A 21766-nucleotide genomic window follows, 5' to 3' on the forward strand; every position below is an offset into this window, starting at 1 on the left:
CCCGGTCGGCCCTCCTCCGGTTTCCCGGCCGGGGGCCGGCCGGGGGGACCGTACGCTAAGCGGTATGGGTGCCGTGAAGACCAAGCGGATGCCGCGTGCGGTCCGTGAACAGCAGATGCTGGACGCCGCCGTGCAGATCTTCGGACAACGGGGGTACATGGCCGCGTCGATGGACGAGATAGCCGAACTCGCGGGCGTGTCCAAGCCGTTGGTCTACCTGTACCTGAACTCCAAGGAAGACCTCTTCACCGCCTGCATCCGCCGCGAGGCCAAGGCACTCGTCGAGGCCGTGCGGGCCGGTGTCCGGCCCGATGTGCCCGCCGACCGGCAACTCTGGGAAGGGCTCGGCGCGTTCTTCGCGCACACCGCGCGCACCCCGGACGCCTGGGCGGTCCTGCACCTCCAGGCCCGTACGCACGGCGAGCCCTTCGCCTCCGAAGTCGCCGCGATGCGCGAGGAGATCGTTGCGTTCGTGACACAGCTGATCCTCGCCGCCGCACGTGAGGCACACCGCGACCCCGACCTCCCGGAACGCGAGGTCGCCGGCCTCGCCGAGGCCCTGGTCGGCGCCGCCGAGTCGCTCGCCGCCTGGGCCAACGCCACCCCGGGCGTCACGTCCCGCCAGGCCGCGGCCACGATGATGAACTTCGCCTGGGCGGGGCTGGGCGACCTCATGGCGGGGCGGCCCTGGTCACCGCCGGAGGAGCGGGCAGGGACTCAGGCGGAGGAGCAGGCGGGCGCTCAGGTGGAGTAGAGGTCCCCCGTCAGGTGGAGGCGGTCCTCCCGGCCCCGCAGTTCGAACCGGCCGTCCTGCGCCGCGTACGTCACCGTCCCGGGCAGCAGGACCGGTGCCCGGAACCGCGCGCGTACGTGGCAGGAGTCCGGCGTGCCGTGTGCGGCGAGGCAGCGGGCGACGGTCCACATGCCGTGGGCGATGGCCCGGGGGAAGCCGAACAGGCGGGCGGTGAGCGGGTGGAGGTGGATCGGGTTGCGGTCGCCGGACGCCGCCGCGTACCGCCGTCCGACGTCCTCGGCGAGCCGCCACTCGGCCACGGCCGGCAGCGGCTTGCGCACCTCCTCCCGGGGAGCCCCGGCGGGCCGTCGCGTGCGGTGCCGGGCGAGGTACGTGCTCCTCGACTCCCATACGACGTCCCCGCCCTCCCGCACCTCGGTGACGACGGTCGCCTCGGTGCCGCGCCGGTGGGGCGCCAACCCTTCGACGTGCACCGTGAGTTCGTACGCCCCGGTGGCCGGCATCGCCCGGTGCCGGGTGATCGTGATCGACGTGTGGACGAGTCCCAGCAGCGGCAGCGGAAAGTCCCGGCCGCTCATCAGCCGCATGGCCAGGGGGAAACCCAGCACGTGCGGATACGTCGGCGGCAGCGCGTCGTCCCCGGTCGGGAACCCGCAGACCCGCTCGTACGCCGCCAGCCGCGCGAGGTCGACGCGCAGGGCGGGCAGGACGAGCCGGGTGCGCGGGAACTGCGCGTCGGGGGCCGGGCGTTTGAAGGGGGACAGCAGGGCACCGCGCGCGAGGAGCGGGGCGAGGGAGGGGGATCCGGTGAGGACGAGAGCGGCGTCGGCCATCACGCCCCCAGCAGGCTCTGGCCGCATACGCGTACGACCTGCCCGTTGACCGCGCCCGAGGCCGGGTGCGCGAGCCAGGCGGTGGTCTCGGCGACATCGGCCGGCAGACCGCCCTGCGCGAGGGAGTTCATGCGGCGGCCCGCCTCGCGGATGAACAGCGGGACGGCGGCCGTCATCTTCGTCTCGATGAAGCCCGGCGCGACCGCGTTGACCGTCACCCCGTGCTCGGCGAGCGCGCGCGGCGCGAGGGAGCGGACCAGGCCGACGATGCCCGCCTTGCTCGCCCCGTAGTTGGTCTGGCCCGCGTTGCCGGCGATGCCCGCGATCGAGGCGGTCGCCACGATCCGGCCGCCCCGGTTCAGCGTCCCCGCCTTCAGCAGCGCGTCCGTCGTGCGCAGCACGCTCGCCAGGTTCACCTCCAGCACCGGCATCCAGCGCTCGGCGGGCATGTTCACCAGTCGCCGGTCGCGCGTGATGCCCGCGTTGTGGATCAGCAGGTCCAGGCCGTCCGGCAGGGCCTCGGCGATCCGCGCGCCCGCGTCGGCGGCCGTGATGTCGAGGAGCAGCGCGGTGCCGCCGAGCCGGTCGGCGACGCGCCGGGCGTCCTGCCCGGCCTGCGGCACGTCGAGGACGACGACCCGGGCCCCGTCCCGGGCGAGCGTCTCGGCGACGGCCTCGCCGATGCCGCGCGCGGCACCGGTGACCAGGGCGGTGCGGCCGGCCAGGGGGCGGTCCCGGTCGACGGGCGTGGCGGCTTCCTCTCCCGCCCCGACCTCGATCACCTGGCCGCTCACATACGCCGACTTGGGCGACAGCAGGAAGCGGAGGGTGGATTCCGCGGCCGGTGCGTCCGTGAGCCGGACCAGGTTCACGGTCCTGCCCCGGCCGATCTCCTTGCCCAGGGAGCGCGTGAAGCCCTCCAGGGCCTGCTGGGCGGCGGCCTGGTGATGGTCGGCGGGGTCGAGCGGCGCGCCGAGCAGGACCACCCTTCCGCTCGCGGTGACCGACCGTACGACGGGGTGCAGGGCCGCGTGCACCTCGGCGAGCCCCTCGACGTCCCGCACCCCGCTCGCGTCCAGCACGACGGCCGCCGCCCGGCCGGACCCGGCCGGGCCGATCCCCGTACGGGCGAGGACCGGGGCGAGGTCGAGGCCGGACCTGCCGGCGGTGAGGTGGCGGAGGCCGCCGTCGAGAGCGGGCCGCTCGGGGGACCAGCGGGTCAGCGCCGCCGGCTGGGGCAGGCCGAGCCGACGGGTGAGGAAGCGGCCGGGCCCGGTGGCGGTGAAGCTCAGATAGCGGTCGGCCATGGCGACTCCCAGCTCGGATGACTGCTCACACTTGCTTACTCTGGAGTAAGGTTACCGTAGGTAAGGCTACGTCACAGACGAGGAGCGGGTCGAGATGAGCCCCCAGAAGATGTCGGTGCGGCGCGTGGCGGTCGTCGGCGGAGCGCGCATCCCGTTCGCCCGCTCCGACGGCCCGTACGCCACCGCCTCCAACCAGCAGATGCTCACCGCCGCCCTCGACGGCCTGGTCGAGCGGCACGGCCTCCAGGGGCCGGGCGCGGTCGGCGAGTTCGTCGCCGGCGCGGTCCTCAAGCACAGCCGCGACTTCAACCTGGCCCGCGAGACGGTCCTCGGCTCGAAGCTGCACCCGGCCACCCCCGCCTACGACATCCAGCAGGCCTGCGGCACCGGACTCCAGGCCGTCATCGCCGCCGCCAACAAGATCGCCCTCGGCCAGACCGAGTCGGCGGTCGCGGGCGGCGCCGACACGGCGAGCGACGCGCCCCTGGGCGTCAACGACTCCCTGCGCCGCATCCTGCTTCAGGCCCGCCGGGCGAAGTCGCTGGGCGGGCGCGTGAAGGCCCTGGCGAAGGTGCGCCCGGGCCACCTCGTCCCCGACATCCCGCGCAACGCCGAGCCGCGCACCGGCCTGTCCATGGGCGAACACGCCGCCGTCACCGCCCGCGCCTGGGGCATCGGCCGCGCGGCGCAGGACGAACTGGCGGCGGCCAGTCACCAGCGACTGGCGGCGGCGTACGAACGAGGCTTCTTCCAGGACCTGGTGATCCCCTTCCGCGGCCTGGCCCGTGACCAGAACCTGCGCCCCGGCTCGACCGCGGAGAAACTCGCCTCGCTGAAGCCGGTGTTCGGCCTCGACCACCCCGACCCGACCATGACGGCCGGCAACTCGACCCCGCTGACGGACGGGGCGGCGACCGTGCTGCTGGCGAGCGAGGAGTGGGCCCGCCGACGCGGCCTGGAGCCGCTGGCGTATCTCACCGCGTACGAGACGGCGGCCGTCGACTTCGTCGGCGGAGACGTCGCCGGCGGCGAGGACGGGCTGCTCATGGCCCCCGCGTACGCGGTCCCGCGCATGCTGGAGCGGGCCGGACTCCACCTGGCCGACTTCGACCTGGTGGAGATCCACGAGGCCTTCGCCTCCCAGGTGCTGGCGACGCTCGCGGCCTGGGAGAAGCGGGGCCTGGGCACGGTGGACCGCGCCCGGCTGAACGTCGCCGGCTCGTCCCTCGCCACCGGCCATCCCTTCGCGGCCACCGGCGCCCGGATCGTGGCGACCCTGGCCAAGCTGCTCGCCGAACGCGACGCGCCCGCCCGCGGGTTGATCTCCATCTGCGCGGCGGGCGGGCAGGGGGTGACGGCGATCCTGGAGCGGGCCTGAGGGTGACGGTGCACCGAACCTGAAGCACCCTCACGTAACCCCCGAGAATGCACAGGCCTGGCTCCGGACCATCCCCGAACCCGCACAAACCCGCCACGTGAGGCCCGTACGATCCCGTTCCTACCGGCAGTAACCCCTTTCTGGGGATTCAACCGGTTGAGCGCCTCGGCGTGCGAGGCACGTACGTATCGCAGCAAGCAGTTCCTTCGCTGCGCGCCCCAGGAGCCGCCCGTGTCCACTGTCCATCCCTCCTCCGCCTACGGTGACATGTACGGCGGACCGGTCCTGGTCGAGCCCGAGACACGGCGGCTCGACGGGGCGGTGCGAGAGGCGTCCGTACCGCCGCTGGCGCCGCCGTGGACCCATGGGTCGCTCGCCGACCTGCCGTTCGACAACGCGAGCGCGAACCCGGACGGCGTGGCGCTCAGCCGCAAGGACGCCGACGGGCGCTGGAGCGACGTCACGGCGGCGCAGTTCGCCGACCAGGTGCTGGCCGTCGCGAAAGGGCTGATAGCCGAAGGGCTGATGCCCGGCGACCGGATCGCCGTGATGGCCCGCACCATCTACGAGTGGACGGTCCTGGACTTCGCGGCCTGGGCGGCCGGTCTGGTCACCGTCCCCGTCTATCCCACCTCCTCCGTCTTCCAGGCCCGCTGGATCCTCCAGGACTCCGGCGCTGTCGCTCTGGTCACCGAGTTCGCGGGGCAGGCCGCCGCACTCGGCCCGGAGCGCGAACGCCTGCCCGACCTGAAGCACATGTGGGTCGTGGAGAAGGGCCACGTGGACCGGCTGGCCGAAGCCGGCGCCCACCTCTCCGACCAGGAGGTGGAGGTGCGGCGCGGCATGCTCGGCCCCGACACCCTCGCCACCCTCGTCTACACCTCGGGCACCACGGGCCGCCCCAAGGGCTGCGCGCTCACCCACGGCAACTTCTTCGCCGAGGTCGACAACGCGATCGAGCTCCTCTACCCCGTCTTCCGGGCCAGGACCAGCGAAGAGGCATCGGTCCTGCTGTTCCTGCCCATGTCCCACGTCTTCGGGCGCATGGTGGCGATCGCCTGCGTCCGCGCCCGCGTACGGCTGGGCCACGCGCCGAGCATCAAGGCGGAGAACCTGCTCCCGGATCTGGCGAGCTTCCGGCCGACCTGTCTGCTCGCCATCCCGTACATGCTGGAGAAGGTCTTCAACTCGGCCCGCGCCAAGGCCGAGGCGGCCGGCCGGGTGACGTCGTTCGACCGCGCGGCGGCGGTGGCGCAGCGCTACGGCGAGGCGATGGAGGCCCAGCAGACGGGCACCGGCCCAGGCCCCTCCCGCGCCCTCAGGACCGCCCGGGTCTTCTACGACCCCCTGGTCTACCGCCGTATCCGCAACGCCATGGGCGGCAGGGTCCGCTACGCCATCTGCGGCGGCTCGCCCCTGGGCCGCCGCCTCGCCGCGTTCTACGCCGGAGCGGGCATCGAGATCTTCGAGGGCTACGGCCTGACGGAGACCACGGGCGCGTCGACCGTCACCCCGCCCCTGAAACCCCGCCTGGGCACGGTCGGCTGGCCCCTGCCCGGCACCCGGGTCCGCATCGCCGCCGACGGCGAGATCCTCCTCGCCGGCGACCACGTCCTGCGCGGCTACTGGGACCCCCAGGCCGGCGGCGTCGTACCCGCCGCCCCCGGCGGCTGGCTCGCCACCGGCGACATCGGCGAACTGGACGACGAGGGCTATCTGACGATCACCGGCCGCAAGAAGGAACTGCTGATCACCGCGGGCGGCAAGAGCGTCGCCCCGGCACCCCTGGAGAACTGGCTGCGCTCCCACCCCCTGATCTCCCAGTGCATGGTCCTGGGCGACGGCCGTCCCTTCGTCTCGGCCCTGATCACTCTCGACCCGGACGGCATCAGCCACTGGCGCCAGATGAACGGCAAACACCCCGTGCCGCCCAAACTCCTCGTCGACGACGAGGAACTCCGCTCCGTCATCCAGCGTGCCGTCGACGAGGCCAACAAGATGGTCTCCCGCCCGGAGTCCATCCGCCGCTTCGCGATCCTCCCCGAGGACTTCACCGAGGAGGCGGGCCACCTCACCCCGTCGATGAAGCTCCGCCGCGAGGCGGTGATGCGCTCCTTCGCGGCGGAAGTGGAGGGTCTGTACACGCGGTGAGGCACCTTTGCGATCTCTTCACACGGGGTTCTTGACGCCACAAGGCGTCTGCACGTTGGCTTTCTAGCCACTTCGTCGCGATGCTCCCCCCATCGGAAGGCACCACCAGTGAAAGCGCGTACCACCCGTCGGCCCGCTGTGCGTCCCCTCTCCATAGCCCTGGCGGTCACCGTGTCGGCCCTGTCCCTCACCGCCTGCGGCGGCGGGAGTGACGACTCCACGGACGTGAAGAAGGGCAACGACATCACGGTGGGCCTGTTGCTGCCCGACCGGGACACGGCACGCTTCGAGAAGTTCGACTACCCCCTGATCAAGGAGGAGGTCGCCTCCCTCACCGATGACCAGGGCAAGGTCAAGTACGCCAACGCCGAGGCGAGTGTGTCCAGACAGAGTGAGCAGTTCCAGCAGATGATCGACGACAAGGTCGACGTCATCCTGGTGGACGCGCTGAACTCCAAGACGATCGCCTCGGACGTGAAGAAGGCCAAGGACGCCGGCATCCCGGTCATCGCCTACGACCGGCTCGCCGAGGGCCCGATCGACGCGTACGTCTCCCACGACAACGAACTCGTCGGACAGGTGCAGGGCCGCGCCATCGTCGGGGAGCTCGGTGAGAAGGCCGAGAAGAGCAAGGTCGTCATGATGAACGGCGACCCCGCCGACCCCAACACGGCACGGTTCAAGACCGGCGCGCTCAGCGAGCTCCAGGGCGCGGTCGACATCGTCCAGCAGTACGACACCAAGGAGTGGAAGCCCTCGATCGCCAAGGCGAACATGAAGAAGGCGATCCAGACCGTCGGACTGAACAACATCGCCGCCGTCTACTCCGCCAACGACGGCATGGCGGGCGCCGTCATCGAGGCACTGGAGGAGGCGGGCGCCTCCAGGATCCCGCCGGTGACCGGACAGGACGCCAACCTGGACGCGGTGCAGCGCATCGTGTCGGGGGAGCAGTACATGACCGTGTACAAGTCCTTCCTGCTGGAGGCGACGAACGCCGCGAAGATCGCGGTGGCCAAGGTCCAGGGCCGCACGATCGAGTTCGCCGCGCTGACCCGGGAGACCGTCGACAGCCCCACGGCGAAGGACATCCCGGCGATGCTGGTGCCGGTGGTCGCCCTCACCAAGGACAACATCAAGGAGACGGTGATCACGGACGGGGTCTACACGGTCAAGGACATCTGCACAGCGAAGTACAAGGCGGACTGCGCGGCGATCGGCCTCGACTAGAAGCTCCAACGCGGTATCAGAGCCTGGCTCTTGACTTCGCGAGGTGCCCGCGCGACATTCCCCACCCCTTGAGGTGTCCCGTCGCGCTGGAGACGTCATGACCACTGACATGAACTCCGCACCACCCGCTGCTTCCCGTGCCGGCCGTCCTGGTCCCCCTTCCCGAAGACGCGTGCTGGCCGGCGCCGCGGGTGCCGGCCTCGCGGTCGCCGCCGGAGTGCACCAGGGCGCCCACGCCGCCGACTTACCCCCGCTCGGCACGTACGACGTCGTCGTCATCGGCTCCGGCGCGGCCGGGATGACCGCCGCGCTGACCGCCGCCGGGCAGGGGCTGAGCTGCGTCGTCGTGGAGAAGGCCCCGACCTTCGGCGGCTCGACCGCCCGCTCCGGCGCCGGGATCTGGATCCCGAACAACCCGGTGATCCTCGCCGCCGGCGTCCCCGACACCCCGGCCAAGGCCGCCGCCTACCTCGCCGCCGTCGTCGGCCCGGAGGTCCCCGCCGACCGGCAGCGGGCCTTCCTCACCCACGGCCCGGCGGCGATCTCCTACGTCATGGCCCACAGCCCCCTGCGCTTCCGCTGGATGGAGGGCTACAGCGACTACTACCCCGAACTGCCCGGCGGCCTGGCGAACGGCCGCTCCATCGAGCCCGACCAGCTCGACGGCAGGATCCTCGGTGCCGAACTGGCCCGTCTGAACCCGCCGTACATGGACGTCCCCGCCGGCATGGTGGTCTTCAGCGCGGACTACAAGTGGCTGGCTCTGGCCGCGGTGAACGCCAAGGGGGCGGCCGTGGCGGCACAGTGCCTGGCGCGGGGCACGGCGGCGGCCCTGCGGGGTGAGAAGCCGCTGACCATGGGCCAGTCGCTGGCGGCGGGCCTGCGCGCGGGACTGCGGTCGGCCGGCGTTCCGGTGTGGCTGAACACGCCCCTGACGGATCTGCACGTCGAGAACGGCACGGTCACCGGAGCCGTGGTCGCCCGCGACGGCGCCCCCGGCCTGATCCGCGCCCGCCGGGCCGTGATCGTCGGCTCCGGCGGCTTCGAGCACAACGCGGCGATGCGCGACCGCTACCAGCGACAGCCCATCGGCACGGACTGGACGGTCGGCGCCAAGGAGAACACCGGCGACGGGATCCGGGCGGGGGAGCGGCTCGGCGCGGCGCTCGACCTGATGGACGACGCCTGGTGGGGCCCGGCGATCCCGGTCCCCGGTCAGCCGTACTTCTGCCTCGCCGAACGCACCCTCCCCGGCGGCCTGCTGGTGAACGGGTCCGGCAGGCGCTTCGTCAACGAGGCCGCGCCCTACAGCGACGTCGTCCACACCATGTACGACGTCCACGACACGGACCCGGCCATCCCGTCCTGGCTGATCGTCGACCAGAACTACCGCAACCGGTACCTCTTCAAGGACGTCCTGCCGGCCCTGCCCTTCCCCGACGACTGGTACGACTCGGGCGCCGCGCACAAGGCCTGGACCCTGGACGCCCTGGCCACGTCGATCGGCGTCCCGCCGGCCGCCCTGCGGACGACGGTCGACCGCTTCAACTCCCAGGCGCGGCGGGGCGAGGACCCCGACTTCCACCGCGGCGACAGCGCCTACGACCACTACTACACGGACCCGTCGGTCCTCCCGAACCCCTGCCTGGCACCCCTCCGGCTCCCCCCGTTCCACGCGTTCCGCATCGTCCCCGGCGACCTCGGCACGAAGGGCGGCATGCGAACGGACGCCCGGGCCCGCGTACTGCGCCCCGACGGCTCGGTGGTCCGAGGCCTGTACGCGGCGGGCAACGCCAGCGCGGCGGTGATGGGCCGCAGTTACGCGGGCGCGGGCTCGACCATCGGGCCGGCGATGACCTTCGGGTACATCGCGGCGAGGGATGCCGCGGGGGTGTTGTAGGGGGGGTGTTGCAGGGGGGCGGCTAGGAAATCGGCTCCGGCGGCTTGCGGGCCACGAGGCACGCCTGGCGGACCGGCTCCCCGAGTGCCTCGTCGGGCTCGCGGACGGTACGGGAGCGCAGGACGAAACCGGCGGCTTCCAGCAGGGCGGCGATCCGCTCCGGCTGCCGCCGCCGGAAGTCCAGCGCCACCTGGTGCCCGAAGGCTTCTTCGTAGCGACGGGGTTCGTCACCGGCCTGGAAGCCGAGCAGCAGATGCCCTCCGGGCCGCAGGACGCGGCCGAACTCGGCGAAGACGTCCGGCAGCCGGTCGAGCGGGGTGTGGATGGTCGAGTACCAGGAGACGACCCCGTCGAGCGAGCCGTCGGGCAGGTCCAGCTCCAGCATCGAGCCCTGCTCGAACCGCAGACCGGGATTCTCGCGCCGGGCGATCGCGAGCATCGACTCCGACAGGTCCAGCCCGAACACGGACAGCCCTCGTGACGCCAGGTACCCGGTCACCCGCCCGGGCCCGCACCCGAGGTCGGCGACCTCGCCCCCCTCGCCCACGAGCTCCGTGAACCCGTACAGCAGTCCAAGGTCCAACGGCATGGCCACGGGCGGGTCACTGAAGTGGACGGCGTAGTCCTCCGCCACGGCGTCGTAGAAGACACGGGTCTCGGTCAGGAAGTCGGCTTCGGTCATGGCCCGACCATATGGCGAGGGACTGACACCGCCGGCCGCACCACGAGTGCCCGCCGCCCCGGTCCTGCTGTGCGGGCCTGTCGGCCGCGGTCCTGCTGTGCGGGCCTGTCGGCCGCGGTCCTGCTGTGGGGGCCTGTCGGCCGCGGTCCTGCTGTGGGGGCCTGTCGGCTGCGGTCCTGCTGTGGGGGCCTGTCGGCTGCGGTCCTGCTGTGGGGGCCTGTCGGCTGCGGTCCTGCCGCGCAGGCCCATCGCCCCAGCCCTACTGCGTAGGCCCGTCCCCGCGGTCCTCGCCCGCCCGCCGTCCCCCGAGCCCGGCCCCCGCGCCGATCGCCGTTCCCAGGCCGAGGCCCAGGGCCAGGCCCAGGCCGATGTTGTCGAAGACGGTCAGGCCGAGGACGAGTCCTACCGCCGTGCCGATGGACAGGCCGAGGGACAGGCCCGATGCCAGGCGCTTGTCCGCAGGGCTGGGGGTGCCGCCGGTCTCCCCGTCGTGCTCCGGGTCTCTCTCCATCCGGGCATCCTCCCACGCCCCACGGGCGGAATTCGCCGGGAATTCACCGGGGCGTAAGGAAGGGCATAGGGAGGCACGTGTGGGGAGAAAGGCAGGAGCCCCGTCGCCTGACGGCGCGGGGCTCCTTGGGTACTACTGATCAGACCGGCGTGACGTTCTCAGCCTGCGGGCCCTTCGGGCCCTGCGTGACGTCGAAAGACACCTGCTGGTTCTCCTCGAGAGAGCGGAAGCCGCTCGCGTTGATCGCGGAGTAGTGGACGAAGACGTCGGGGCCGCCGCCCTCCTGGGCGATGAAACCAAAGCCCTTTTCGGCGTTGAACCACTTCACGGTTCCGGTAGCCATAAGCCCTCCTTGGGCCCAAAAGGGTTGCCCTGCTCCAGAACCAGCAAGTGTGAAGATGAATTCTGCACAACTGCATACGTCTGAGAATGACGAGAGCCCGCGGTCACATGCTCCGCAGGCTCTGTACTGCAAGGGAAACCAAACTGCAACTTGCGATGAGCCTAGCACGCAGTCCCCGGAATGCAATAGGGGTCAAGATCACGTCACCCGAATGTTTGAACATCGCTCCGCCGACTGGCGGAGAGCGCGCCGGCCGCCGGTCACGGGCCCACCGCGGGGCCGGGCGCGGGCCCGTACGCCAAGAGGGCTAGCCTCACGATGTGGACAATCCTCGCACCCGGCCGCGCGTCGGCCACATCCAGTTCCTGAACTGCCTGCCCCTGTACTGGGGGCTCGCCAGAACGGGCACGCTCCTCGACTTCGAGCTCACAAAGGACACCCCGGAGAAGCTCAGCGAGAAGCTGGTGCAGGGCGAGCTCGACATCGCCCCGATCACCCTGGTCGAGTTCCTCAAGCACGCCGACCGACTGGTCGCCTTCCCCGACATCGCCGTCGGCTGCGACGGCCCGGTCATGTCCTGCGTGATCGTCTCGCAGGTCCCGCTGGACCGGCTGGACGGCGCCCGCGTGGCCCTCGGCTCGACCTCCCGCACCTCCGTCCGCCTCGCCCAGCTGCTCCTCGCCGAGCGCTACGGGGTACGGCCCGACTACTACACGTGCCCGCCCGACCTCAGCCTGATGATGCGGGAGGCCGAGGCGGCCGTCCTCATCGGCGACGCGGCGCTGCGCGCGAACATGCTCGACGGCCCGCGCTTCGGCCTGGACGTGCACGACCTGGGCCTGCTGTGGAAGGAGTGGACCGGGCTGCCGTTCGTCTTCGCGGTCTGGGCGGCACGCCGCGACTACCTGGAGCGCGAGCCGGTCCTCACGCGCAAGGTGCACGAGGCCTTCCTCGCCTCCCGCAACCTCTCCCTGGAAGAGGTCGACAAGGTCGCCGAGCAGGCCGCCCGCTGGGAGGACTTCGACGAGAAGACCCTCGCCCAGTACTTCACGACGCTCGACTTCCGCTTCGGCGGCCCGCAGCTGGAGGCGGTCGCCGAGTTCGCCCGGCGCGTCGGCCCGACGACCGGCTTCCCCGCGGACGTGAAGGTGGACCTGCTCCAGCCATGAGCGGGCCGGTGCTCCCGCACTACTCTGCTGGGGGAGCGCGCGTACGGGGGCCGGCGAGGCCTGCGCGCGCCTACGGGGGAGGGGTGACGCCGTGCGGCCGCTCGAAGTCGACGAACCCACCGTCGTGGGGCCCTACCGGCTGCTCGGCCGGCTGGGCTCCGGCGGCATGGGCCGGGTCTACCTGGGGCGCAGCGCCGGCGGCCGTACGGTCGCCGTGAAGATCGTCCATCCGCACTTCGCCCTGGACGAGGAGTTCCGGGCCCGCTTCCGCCGCGAGGTCGACGCCGCCCGACGGGTCGGCGGCGCCTGGACGGCACCCGTCCTGGACGCCGACCCGGACGCGCGGGTGCCCTGGGTGGCGACGGCGTACGCGGCGGGCCCCTCGCTGTCGGCCGCGGTCGCCGAGGGCGGCGCGCTGCCGGCCCACACCGTACGGGTGCTCGGGGCGGGGCTGGCGGAGGCGCTGGCGGCGGTGCACGAGCTGGGCCTGGTCCACCGGGACGTGAAGCCGTCGAACGTACTGCTCACGCTCGACGGGCCGTTGCTGATCGACTTCGGGATCGCCCGGGCCACGGACGGTACGGCGTCTTTGACGTCCACCGGCGTGTCGATCGGCTCGCCCGGCTACATGTCGCCCGAGCAGATCCTCGGCAAGGGCGTCACAGGCGCCGCGGACGTCTTCTCGCTCGGCGCGGTCCTGGCGTACGCGGCGACCGGCGAACCGCCCTTCCCCGGCGACTCCTCGGCGTCCCTGCTCTACAAGGTCGTCCACGAGGAGCCGGAACTCGGTGGCCTGGACGGGCAGTTGCGCGAGCTCACGGCGGCCTGCCTGACGAAGGACCCGGGCGCACGGCCCGCCCCCGCCGAGGTGGCCCGGCAACTGGCCCCCGACGGCGCGGCCCGGCTGGTGGCGGGCGGGTGGCTGCCGGGGGCGCTGGTGGAGCAGGTCAGCCGGAGCGCCGTGCAGTTGCTGAACCTGGAGGCGACGGGTTCGGAGGGCGTGGGGCTGTCGGGGCCGGTCGGGTTCAGCAGCCCGTCCGTGGCCGCGGTCGAGGCGGAGGGTCCGGCGCAGGCAGTGGGGCCATCGACTCCGGCGCGGGCAGTGGGGCCATCGGCTACGGGGACGGCCGGGGCCGCGAGCGCCGGCGTGTTCGGTCCACCGCCGGTGATGCCCGCGCTCACGGGCCCCTCCGCCGCCGTACCCCCACCCCGGGACGGCGACCCGCGGAACACCACCGCGCCCGCCGGCCGCCGCCCCGGCAAGGTCTCCGTCTCCGTGGCGGCCACGTCCGCGCCGGAGGACGGCGGGCGGGTGCGGCGGCTGAGCTGCACCGTGGCGCTGGCGGTCGCGGGGGCGATGGCGGCCGTGACGATCGGCTCGGTGTTCGTCTTCGACCTGCTGCCGGACCGGACCTCCGACGACGACACGAGCGACTCCGGCGCGGGCCCCGGCTCCCCACCCGCGGCGACCGCGAGCACCGCCCCTTCCGGTGTGGTGCCCGCCGCCTACCTCGGCACCTGGGAGGGCCAGGGCATCGCCCTCGACGGCAGGCTGCCCCTCGGCACGTTCCGGATCACCGTCGAACGGGTCGCCGTCGGCCAGGAGTTGGGCCGTCTGCGCCAGACCGACCAGATCGGCGGCGTCTGCGTCGACGTACTGACCCTGAAGCAGGTGACGAAGAAGGAGCTCGTCGCGACGTCGGTCGGCGCGAAGACCAACCACAGCGGCTGCAACCCGGCCCCCACGACCGTGCGCCTCACGCCGGTGGGCGACGACCTCCAGTACCGGTCGGAGAGCGAGGACTCGGGGCGTCCTCAGGCTCGGATGTCGAGGGTGCGGTAGCGGAAGACCGGCCGCCGTACTTGAAGAACAAGGTGATCAGCAGCGCGGCCGCGGCGAGGGTGGCGACGAGACCGACGACCCACAGGTACGGGTAGTGCACATGCACCCAGCAGGGCCCGCCCTCGCGATAGCAGCCGTAGTCCCAGTCGCGGCGCCGCTTGGGCCGTGTGGTCGTCATGATCACCCCGGCGACGAGGTACCCCGCCGCCAGCCCGGGCAGGGAGGCGACCGCCCAGGCCAGCGAACGCGGCTTGCTCTTCTTCCAGTTCATGCGGGTCAGGGGCCAGACCCAGGCGAGGAAGACCAGCGGTACCAGGACACCGACACTCGCGGCGAAGGCGTACGCCCCGCCGGGCCACGCGGGAGCGAGGCCGCCCCAGAGGTCATGGCCCCAGTACATGTCGAAGAAGTACAGCGGCGTCAGCAGGACGAAGACACCGGGGATCACCGCGCAACCCACGGCACATCCCCAGTCCGGTGTCTTCGGCCGCTCGGCGGCGGGCCGACCGGGCCGGTGCTCGTACCGCAGCGCGGCCCCGGCCGCCTTTTTCCGCTTCGGCTTCGCCGAACTACCCCTCATGGCCCCTGACTCTCGCCTTGCTCAAGCGGTCACTACTGTGTCTGCGATAGCGAACACCATCAGACGCGATCAGCACACCACAACGCGTGACACGGGGAAGGCCCACAAATGGAGACGCTGCAGCCGGACGATCCGACGGAGTTGGGCACTTACCGTCTCCTGCGAAGACTCGGCGCCGGCGGCATGGGCCGCGTCTACCTGGCCCGTTCACCCGGTGGCCGTACCGTCGCCGTGAAGGTCGTACGTCCGGACCTGGCAGCGGATGGCGACTTCCGTGACCGCTTCCGGCACGAGGTCGCGATAGCCAAGGCAGTCTCCGGCCGCTTCACCGCACCTGTCGTGGACGCCGACCCAGATGCGCCGCTGCCGTGGCTGGCGACGTCGTACGTGCTCGGTCCGGATCTGACGGACGTGGTCGCCGCGCACGGTGCGTTGCCGGAGCGGACCGTGCGGGCACTGGCCGCAGGCCTCGCCGCCGCCCTCCAAGAGGTTCACGCGGCGGGGTTGATCCACCGGGACCTGAAGCCGTCGAACGTCCTGCTGGCGGCAGACGGCCCGCGCGTCATCGACTTCGGAATCGCGCGCGCGGTGGACGGAAACCGTATGACACAGACGGGAGTCGTGGTCGGCTCACCCGGCTACATGTCACCGGAGCAGGCGCTCGGTAAGGATGTCGGTGCGGCGGGTGATGTCTTCTCGCTGGGTGCCGTGCTCGCGTTTGCGGCGACCGGCAGGGGCACGTTCGGTCACGGAGCCGTCTCGCACGCCTCGTTGCTCTATCAGGTCGTGCATGGCGAGCCCGATCTGGAGGGCGTACCGCAGCAACTGCTGGGGCTCGTGCGCGCATGTCTCGCGAAGGACCCGGCGCATCGCCCGGAGCCCTCGGAGATCGTGACGGCACTCGCACCCCAGGGCGTCGAGGGTGTCCTCAGCGACTGGCTGCCGTCGGCGGTGGCATCGACGATTGCCACGCATGCGGCCGGAATCCTGGACTTGGAGGCACCGCAGCAACCTCAGACTCCGATCGCTGCGTCCTTCGGGCCCGCACCGGCGATGGCGGGTGGGACGGCGGCGTCGTCGAGCACACCGACGCCGGGGTACGGGTACCCGGCGGCCTCGGGGCATGCCGGCACCCCTGCGGCTGCCTACGGCACCCCGATGCCCGGCTACGCCACACCGCCGGGTGACGCGCAGACCCCGGGACACGGGACGACCACGCCAGCCCTCGCCACCGCCGCTCCCTCCCGCCGCCGCGTCCTCGGTCTCGCGCTCGGCGGTGCCACCGCCGTGGCTGTGGCGGGCGGGGCCGCCGCTTGGTGGCTCGGCCAGGACGGTGACCCCTCCGGCACGGCGACCGGCAGGAGTGGCGTCGGCGGTTCCGCGCAGCCCGTCGAGGAGAACTTCACCACCCCGCCGGCCGGAGTCGCCCCCCAGCCTCTGTGGCACGAGCAGGCGGCGGAGGACAGCACCACCACGGACGTACCGCTCCTCATCCATGACGGCCTGCTCCTGGTCAGCGGCGATCCTCTGGTGGCGTACGACGTGAAGACCGGGAAGGCCCGTTGGTCAAAGCCTGACGTCTGTGCTCCTGGCTCCCAGCTCCTGTTCCGTGACGGCAAGGTGTTCCTGACCGATGGCGGCGCCGAGGGAGTCCTCGTCGCGCGTGACGTGAAGACCGGCGGGGAGGTGTGGCGCAGCCGCCTCGGCAAGCAGCTCGGTATCGAGGGCACCATCGCCATCGACGACAAGAACGTTTACGTCACGGTGACCGACTACTCCCGAGCCGCGAGCGCCACCGAGTACCGCACTGCGGTCGCCGCGGTCAGTCACAGCACCGGCAGAAAGGTGTGGCTGCAGCACCGCGACTGGGGCACGAAGGACTACGACGTCCAGGGCACGGTCGCCGGCAAGTACCTCGTCTACACGGACTCCAACTACAACCTCACCGTGCGCGACACCGCAACCGGTGACCAGCTGTGGACTCAGAAGATCGGCGACGACTGGGCCTGGCAGCCGACGGTCGCGAACGGCCTCGTCTTTCTTCCCGGCGAGAAGCTCACGGCGGTCGACGCGGAGACAGGCAGCACACGGTGGACGCTCTCACCCAAGGGACGTCGCGGCTTCAACAACCCCGCCGTCATCGACGGAGTGCTTTATGTCAGCGACTACGACCGCGGCATATGGGCCGTCGACGTCAAGAGCGCCAAGCGGCTCTGGCTGTGTGAGGACCAGGATCGTGGCGGGCCGGAGAGCTTCGTGAGGGTCGGCACGACGCTGTACTGCGCCTCCGGGCCCCTGTCGGGGGGTGTCATCGCCCTTGCCGCCAAGAGCGGCAAAGTGCGTTGGACATGGACCGACGACAAGGACTCCGGCGCTCCGTGGCAGATAGCCCACGCCGGAAACCGGCTGTTGGTGACGAACGGGCCGGAGATATACGCGATGCCGGCAGTCTGAGCCGGGGCGCTGGGGGACGAGTTCGGGGACTGCCATAGTCTCCGTTAGCTGAAGTTAACGAACGTGGCCACAGGGGCCGACGGGGAGGATGACCACCATGCGGATGCTGGTCACGGTCGTACGCGAAGGCGGTGAGCCGGAGGACGTCGTCATCACAGCCGACGACACCGCCACGGCAGGTGATGTCGCGGAGGTGCTGGCGCAGGCCGTCGGACAAATCGGCGCCCCGCATGGCGGTGGGACGGGAAACGTCGTCGCCATGCCCGGCACCTCACTGGCTTCGCTGCCCGGCTACGGGACAGCGGTGACCGGAGCGCCGGCGCTGTGGGCCGATGGTGTGCTGTGCGAGCCGGCGGCACCGGCGGCCGGCGTCCTGCGGGACGGCATGCGCGTCTCAGTCGACGGCTCGATAGGCCCGCTGCTGCGCAAGGGCGAGCCAGTCGGACAGTACGAGTTGCGGGTGGCCGGCGGTCCCGGTTCCGGGCGGGTGGTCCGGCTGGGTGTCGGCGCGGCCACCGCGGGATCGGCACCCACGTGTTCGCTGCCGTTGCCGGATGCCTCACTGCCGCCGATCGCCCTCCGGCTGACGATCGATCTCCAGGGCAACGTCATGCTCACGCCGGAGGCCGGCGCCGACATCCGGCTGAACGACGACCCGATGACATCGGGGACTCCTTGGCCGCTCGGCGGTGTCGTACGGGTCGGCGACTCGCTGCTCGTGCTCGACAGGGTGGCCGAGCCGGACGCGCACCTGGCTCCGATGAGCGAGGGCGGTCTCGCCTACAACCGCCCTCCTCGGCTGTCGCCGCTGCGGCCTCGGCGGAGACTGGCCGTGCCGGTACCCCCCACCAAGGGGGACCGCGCGCGTTTCCAGTTCATCATGGCTTTCATGCCCATGCTGTTCGGGCTGGCCATGTACTTCTTCACCAAGCAGATCTACATGTTGCTGTTCTGTCTGATGAGCCCGCTCATGATGCTGGGCCAGTGGATCAGTGAGAACCGCGAGGGCAAGAAGAAGCACAAGACGTCCCTCAAGCAGTACAAGAAGGACCTCGCGGCCTATGAGGCCGAACTCGTCACCCTCAGCAAGGAAGAACAGCGCGCCCGGCGCGAGGACAACCCCGACCCGGCCGAGATCCTCCTCTACGCGACCGGCCCCCGTCGCCGTCTGTGGGAGCGCCGCCTCACCGACCCGGACGCGATGCAACTGCGTATCGGGGTCGGCGGCCTGCCTTCCGACGTGGAACTCGTTTTCGCACGCGGTGGCACGTCGCACGACGAGGAGCCCCCGGAGCCGCCGACCCTTCCGGATGTTCCCGTCACCCTGCCCTTTGCGCGGCTCGGCGTGGTCGGCATCGCGGGGGACCGCGCCCGCGCCCTTGCCACGGCGCGCTGGCTGAGCGTGCAGGCCGCCGTGCTGCACAGCCCCCGAGATCTGTCACTGGTGTCGCTGGCCGCGACCCCCGCCGCCGGTGCCGAGTGGCACTGGGCGCACTGGCTGCCCCACACCAACCCCGATGAGGGACAGGACTGTGTCGCTCTGGTCGGCTTCGACTCGGAGGGCATCAGCCGCCGAGTCAACGAGCTGCTGAACGAGCTGGCCCGACGCAAGGCGGCCCGCGAGCAGCACAGCATGACAGGCCAGCTGTATCCGGACGCCAACGTGCTTCTGATTCTCGACGGGGCGCGGTTGCTGCGCCGCGTACCCGGCGTCCCCCAACTGCTGACCGAGGGCCCGCAGTACGGGATCTTCGCCCTCTGCATCGACGAGGACGAGCGGTTGCTTCCCGAGGAGTGCAAAGCCGTAGTGGCGTGGTCGCCCGACGCGGCCCACCACGTCCGGGTGCGCGGTTACGGCCTGGAGGCTGTCGGTGACGTCCTCGCCGACCAGGTGCCTTACGAGTGGTGTGAACTCCTGGCCCGGTCCCTCGCCCCCATCCGCGATGTCAGTCGTGACGACGCGGATTCCGCCCTGCCCACCTCGGCCCGACTGCTGAACCTGCTGAACATGCCCAACCCGGCGGGCGTCGACGTGGAGCGCATCTGGCAGGCGGGTGGTTCGACGACGTCCGCACCCATCGGTATCGCCGCCGACGGGGTCTTCGTCCTGGACATCCGCCGCGACGGGCCGCATGCCCTGGTCGCCGGTACGACGGGTGCCGGTAAGTCGGAGCTCCTGCAGACGATCATCGCCTCGCTGGCGGTGGCGAATCGCCCCGACGCCCTGAACTACGTCCTCATCGACTACAAGGGCGGCAGCGCCTTCATGGACTGCGCTCGCCTGCCGCACACCGTCGGCATGGTCAGCGACCTCGACGCCCACTTGACCGAGCGGGCCCTCGCCTCGCTCGCCGCCGAGCTGCATCGCCGGGAGCGGATCCTCTTCGACGCCGCCGCCAAGGACATCGAGGACTACAACGACACCCGTAAGCTCCGTCCCGAACTGGAGCCGATGCCCCGGCTCGTCCTGGTCATCGACGAGTTCGCGTCCCTGGTCGCTGAATTGCCCGACTTCATCGCGGGACTGGTCGACATCGCACGCCGAGGCCGCTCCCTCGGCGTGCACCTGATTCTCGCGACGCAGCGTCCCGCGGGTGTGGTGAGCGCCGACATCCGGGCCAACACCAACCTCCGCATCGCTCTGCGGGTGACGGACGCCGCCGAGTCGATGGACGTCATCGACGCACCGGACTCGGGCGCGATCTCGAAGTCGACGCCAGGTCGTATGTACGTCCGTTCCGGCGCCCAGTCCCTGGTCGGTGTCCAGTCGGCCCGTATCGGTGGCCGTCGCCCGGCCACGGGGCAGACGGGGCCGAAGGCCACGCTCGTGCCCTTGCCCTGGAACGCCTACGCTCGGCCTCTGCCCAAGCGGGAAGAGGCCGAGGACGACGGCACGATGGTCACCGACCTGGCCGTTCTTGTGGACGCGGTGCGCGACGGTGCGGAACGGATGGGCTTCGGCGAACAGCGCAGCCCGTGGCTTCCGCCGCTGGCGGAGTCCGTCACGCTGGACGAACTGTCCACGTACGGTGGCGCACCGGCCACCACCCCTGGCGACGACGTGGCTCCCATTCCGTACGGCCTGGTCGACCTGCCGGCGAAGCAGACCCGCATGCCGGTGTCCTTGGACTTGGTGCACGGTGAGCACACCCTGCTGCTCGGTGGCGCTCGCTCCGGCCGCTCGACGGCACTGCGCACGCTCGCCGGCTCGCTGGCCCGGAACACATCCCCGCACGATGTGCACGTCTATGCCATCGACTGCGGCTCCAATGCCCTGCTGCCCTTGGTGCGTCTGCCGCACGTCGGTGCCGTCGTGACACGCGATGAGCCGGACCGGGTCCGAAGGCTGATCCAGCGCCTCCAGGCGGAGGTTGCCCGCCGTCAGCAACTACTGGCCATGGAGGGCGCGTCGAGCGCGGCGGAACAGCGCGCGGGAGCCTCCCCGGAGGAGCGCCTGCCCTGGATGGTGCTGCTCCTGGACAGTTGGGAAGGTTTCGCGTCGACCTTCGAGAATTACAACTACGGCCAGTTGCTGGAAGCGGCCCAGAGACTCTTCCGTGAGGGATCCGCAGCGGGCCTGAAGGTCGTCATGACGGCCGACCGCAGTGGTCTGAGCGGTCACGTCTCCTCGGCCTTCTCCGACCGACTCGTCATGCGCTTCGCCGACCCGAACGACTATTCAACGGCCGGTCTCCAGGCCCGCGAGGTCCCGAAGAACATGCCGCCCGGGCGCGCCCTGCGTATCACGGACACGGGCGTGGACGAGACGCAGATCGGACTGCTGGCGCCGGACCCGGCCGGCCAGGCCCAGGTCCGCGCGCTCCGCGAGATCGCGGAGGAGGCGCGAACGCGTTACGGCCGTGTCCCGGTGGGCCGCCGCCCCCTGCGCGTCGACGCTCTGCCGGCGCGCATCACAGCGTCGGAGGCGATGGCCCTGGACCCGGACTTCGTGCCGCCGTCGCCGTTGTGGGCCTTGGTCGCCGTTGGAGGCGACGAACTCCACCCCATCGGCATCGACTTGGAGGAGAACGGACCCGGTTTTGTGATTGCGGGCCCGCCGAAGTCCGGACGTTCGACTGCACTGCTGTGCGCCGCCGAGTCTCTTCTGCGAGCAGGCACTCCTCTGGTGGTCGTGACACCTCGCCGGTCCCCGCTGCGGGATCTCGAGGGCCGAGAGGGAGTCCTCGGCATGCTCAACGCGGAAAGCTCGGAGGGCGACCTGGAAGAGCTTCAGGAACAGCTCGGCGGACGTCCGTACGTCGTCGTGGTCGACGACGCCGAACTTCTCTACGACGCGCCGCTGGACGAGCCCCTGGAAGGCGTCATCCGCAAGGGGGCCGATGGCGGCGTGGGCCTGCTCGCCGCCGGCACGACGGACTCACTGTCCAGCCAGTACCGGGGCTTCGCAGTCGAGGCTCGCAAGTCCCGCAACGGCATGCTGCTGACACCGCAAAGCACGTCGGACGGCGAACTGTTCGGCATCCGGCTGCCTGCGAACAGTGGGGGCGGGGCAGCCGGCAGTGGGTTGTTCGTGACTGGCGGGGCGTTCGTGCCGGTTCAAGCCGTGATGAACGGCTGACCGAGGGCCAATCACGAGACTGCGGGCCCTGCCTTTTCAGGCGGGGCCCGCA

General features: G+C 71.3%; 15 protein-coding genes. 9 read left to right on the plus strand and 6 right to left on the minus strand.

Going from position 1 to position 21766, the window contains the following annotated elements; translation table 11 throughout:
• The first annotated feature begins 64 nt into the window (after positions 1 to 64).
• Positions 65 to 754 carry a TetR/AcrR family transcriptional regulator gene (locus tag CP976_RS25120; protein WP_150482403.1) on the plus strand — a complete coding sequence of 230 codons (690 nt, stop codon included), beginning with the start codon at positions 65 to 67 and terminating at the stop codon, positions 752 to 754.
• Here CP976_RS25120 and CP976_RS25125 read toward each other — a convergent pair.
• Positions 742 to 1587, minus strand: a complete 846-nt coding sequence (locus CP976_RS25125) for a MaoC family dehydratase (RefSeq protein WP_150482404.1) — start codon at positions 1585 to 1587, stop codon at positions 742 to 744. The genes CP976_RS25120 and CP976_RS25125 overlap by 13 nt on opposite strands.
• On the minus strand, positions 1587 to 2894 hold the full coding sequence (locus CP976_RS25130; RefSeq protein ID WP_150482405.1) for a 3-oxoacyl-ACP reductase: 1308 nt from the start codon (positions 2892 to 2894) through the stop codon (positions 1587 to 1589). The genes CP976_RS25125 and CP976_RS25130 overlap by 1 nt, the downstream gene beginning before the upstream one ends.
• A gap of 94 nt (positions 2895 to 2988) precedes the next feature.
• Between CP976_RS25130 and CP976_RS25135 the strand changes: the two genes are divergently transcribed.
• From CP976_RS25135 to kstD, 4 genes are all read left to right on the plus strand, one after another.
• On the plus strand, positions 2989 to 4272 hold the full coding sequence (locus CP976_RS25135; protein ID WP_150482406.1) for an acetyl-CoA C-acetyltransferase: 1284 nt from the start codon (positions 2989 to 2991) through the stop codon (positions 4270 to 4272).
• 267 nt (positions 4273 to 4539) lie between these two features.
• Positions 4540 to 6423, plus strand: coding sequence for an AMP-dependent synthetase/ligase (locus CP976_RS25140; RefSeq protein WP_373304913.1), 1884 nt, complete (start codon positions 4540 to 4542; stop codon positions 6421 to 6423).
• 138 nt (positions 6424 to 6561) lie between these two features.
• Complete coding sequence (locus CP976_RS25145; protein ID WP_167537413.1) at positions 6562 to 7653, plus strand: sugar ABC transporter substrate-binding protein; 1092 nt, start codon at positions 6562 to 6564, stop codon at positions 7651 to 7653.
• Positions 7654 to 7762: 109 nt separating this feature from the next.
• Entirely contained in the window at positions 7763 to 9553 is a 1791-nt protein-coding gene (kstD, locus tag CP976_RS25150) for a 3-oxosteroid 1-dehydrogenase (RefSeq protein WP_150485491.1), read from the plus strand.
• Between the two features lie 22 nt (positions 9554 to 9575).
• Here kstD and CP976_RS25155 read toward each other — a convergent pair whose 3' ends face one another.
• The 3 genes from CP976_RS25155 to CP976_RS25165 all read right to left on the minus strand — a co-directional run bounded on the left by CP976_RS25155 (position 9576) and on the right by CP976_RS25165 (position 11089).
• Positions 9576 to 10235: a class I SAM-dependent methyltransferase gene (locus tag CP976_RS25155; RefSeq protein ID WP_150482409.1), complete on the minus strand. Its 660-nt coding sequence runs from the start codon at positions 10233 to 10235 to the stop codon at positions 9576 to 9578.
• A gap of 259 nt (positions 10236 to 10494) precedes the next feature.
• A complete protein-coding gene (locus CP976_RS25160) occupies positions 10495 to 10746 on the minus strand; it encodes a glycine zipper domain-containing protein (protein WP_150482410.1) in 252 nt (83 codons plus the stop codon).
• A gap of 139 nt (positions 10747 to 10885) precedes the next feature.
• Positions 10886 to 11089 (minus strand): cold-shock protein, encoded by a 204-nt coding sequence (locus CP976_RS25165; protein ID WP_003992177.1) that lies wholly within the window; start codon positions 11087 to 11089, stop codon positions 10886 to 10888.
• Between the two features lie 320 nt (positions 11090 to 11409).
• Between CP976_RS25165 and CP976_RS25170 the strand changes: the two genes are divergently transcribed.
• Both CP976_RS25170 and CP976_RS25175 read left to right on the plus strand, forming a co-directional pair.
• Positions 11410 to 12258 carry a menaquinone biosynthetic enzyme MqnA/MqnD family protein gene (locus tag CP976_RS25170; protein ID WP_150482411.1) on the plus strand — a complete coding sequence of 283 codons (849 nt, stop codon included), beginning with the start codon at positions 11410 to 11412 and terminating at the stop codon, positions 12256 to 12258.
• A 91-nt stretch (positions 12259 to 12349) separates the two neighbouring features.
• Complete coding sequence (locus CP976_RS25175) at positions 12350 to 14101, plus strand: serine/threonine-protein kinase (RefSeq protein ID WP_150482412.1); 1752 nt, start codon at positions 12350 to 12352, stop codon at positions 14099 to 14101.
• Here CP976_RS25175 and CP976_RS25180 read toward each other — a convergent pair.
• Positions 14016 to 14681, minus strand: a complete 666-nt coding sequence (locus tag CP976_RS25180; RefSeq protein WP_150482413.1) for a hypothetical protein — start codon at positions 14679 to 14681, stop codon at positions 14016 to 14018. The two genes, CP976_RS25175 and CP976_RS25180, sit on opposite strands and share 86 nt — an antisense overlap.
• A 108-nt stretch (positions 14682 to 14789) precedes the next feature.
• Here CP976_RS25180 and CP976_RS25185 point away from each other — a divergent pair, with 108 nt between their 5' ends.
• Both CP976_RS25185 and CP976_RS25190 read left to right on the plus strand, forming a co-directional pair.
• The gene (locus CP976_RS25185; RefSeq protein ID WP_150482414.1) at positions 14790 to 17135 is read left to right on the plus strand and encodes a serine/threonine-protein kinase; all 2346 of its coding nucleotides are present in this window, start codon (positions 14790 to 14792) and stop codon (positions 17133 to 17135) included.
• 97 nt (positions 17136 to 17232) lie between these two features.
• Positions 17233 to 21714 (plus strand): FtsK/SpoIIIE domain-containing protein, encoded by a 4482-nt coding sequence (locus CP976_RS25190; RefSeq protein WP_150485492.1) that lies wholly within the window; start codon positions 17233 to 17235, stop codon positions 21712 to 21714.
• The last annotated feature ends 52 nt before the right edge of the window (positions 21715 to 21766 follow it).

Source organism: Streptomyces coeruleorubidus, assembly GCF_008705135.1.
In the GTDB taxonomy this organism is placed as follows: Bacteria; Actinomycetota; Actinomycetes; order Streptomycetales; family Streptomycetaceae; genus Streptomyces; species Streptomyces coeruleofuscus.